Consider the following 1,538-nt stretch of genomic DNA (forward strand, 5'->3'; position numbering starts at 1 on the left):
CGCCAGTAATAGGTTTTTCCATTGGCAAGGTCGCTGCCGTAGGCAAAGCGCAGGTTCGATGTGGTAGCGTTCAGCAGAATTTTGTCAAAAGTGTCTGACAGAGATAACTGGACGTTGTACTGGTTGGCGTTCGTGATACCCGACCATTCGAAGGTCACTCTTTTAGCAGTCAGCTTCTGCCCCACGGTAGGTTTAACCGCGACGACGTCAAAGTTCACCGGTTGCTCGGCAAACAGCCCTTCAGGGTCTGTGCCCCTGAAAGTGACCGTCTCACTGCCTGACCAGTTCGCCTCGCGCTGGGTGATGGTGGCCACGCGGTCGATGATCGTGACGTCGAGGTTGGTGTCGCCTGCAACAGACCAGTTTATCTCATCCGCGCTATTATCCACATCCGAGATATAACGATCCAGTTCGATGGGCGCAAAAGCAGCGCCGTGTATCACCCATTGGTCCGGGATATTCTCAACCATCACCGGCGCGTCATTGACCGGGGTCACGGTAAAGGTCACCGCGTCTTCGCCATACAGCCCGTCAGAATCAGTGGCTCTGAAGGTGATCACCTCCGACCCGAACCAGTCAGCGTGCGGGAGGGTGATGGTGGCGACGCGGTTTGTGATGTTCACGTTGAGGTCGGTGTTCCCCGTGAACGTCCATTCGATTTCCTCAACCGGGTTGTCGACATCCACGACATAGTCATCCAGGTTGATCGTCGTGAAGGTTTCGCCCTCGACGATCTGCTGATCGGGCATGTCCAGCACCAAGGGCGGGTCATTCACCCCCAGCTTGTCGGCGGAAAAATTCATCCCGGGCACATCCACCGCGGAAAGGGTCACCTGCCGTGAGCCCGGTACGAAAGCGTATCCTTCCAGCGAGGGGGTGAGGGTGTAGACCTCAGGGGTGAGGTCCTCGAACAGGTATGTGCCATCCACGCCGCTCAGCGCCGTGTGCCCGAGCGCGTCATCCACGGTCACACCTGGCAAAGGCGCGCCGTTGTAGGTAATACGTCCGGAGATCGAATGCAGCGGCAGACCGGAAAAGTTGATATTGGTTCGACTCACGCCGCTGATGGTGACCGATTGGCTGGGCACGGGGAAGAGATAACCCGCCCGCGAAACGCTCACCTGGTAGGTGCCCAGGGTCAGTTCGCCAAAAGCGTACTTACCATCGCTTTGCGTGACCACGGGTGCCTGCCCGTTGTCAATGGAGACGGTAACGTCATCGAGCACCTGCCCCTGGTAGTCCTTCACCGTGCCTGAGATGGAAAAAATCGGCGCCAGGCTGGAGGTGAAATTCACGCCGCTCAGGTCGCTGTCGTCCAACACCTGCGGAGCGGAAGCGGCAGGGTTAAAGTTGTAGCCGGTCATAAGAGGAGTGAACACGTACTCACCGCGCGGCAGCCCGTTGAACAGGAATTTCCCGTCAACGTTGCTCGTCGCCTTGCGGATCTGGCCGTTTGCCAGCGTTGTGGATACCTCCACCCCGGAGAACGGTCCGCCTGAGGGGGTGGTGATGTTACCTGAGACTTTGAGCGCGGGAAC

At 58.1% G+C, this 1,538-nt stretch carries 1 protein-coding gene; it reads right to left on the minus strand.

Annotated elements, in window-relative coordinates:
* Nucleotides 1-1,538, minus strand: a 1,538-nt coding sequence (locus tag GX466_09470; GenBank protein NLH94424.1) for a hypothetical protein, incomplete at both ends; no start/stop codon positions are given.

It is taken from the genome of Candidatus Cloacimonadota bacterium (assembly GCA_012516855.1).
Taxonomy (GTDB): domain Bacteria; phylum Cloacimonadota; class Cloacimonadia; order Cloacimonadales; family Cloacimonadaceae; genus Syntrophosphaera.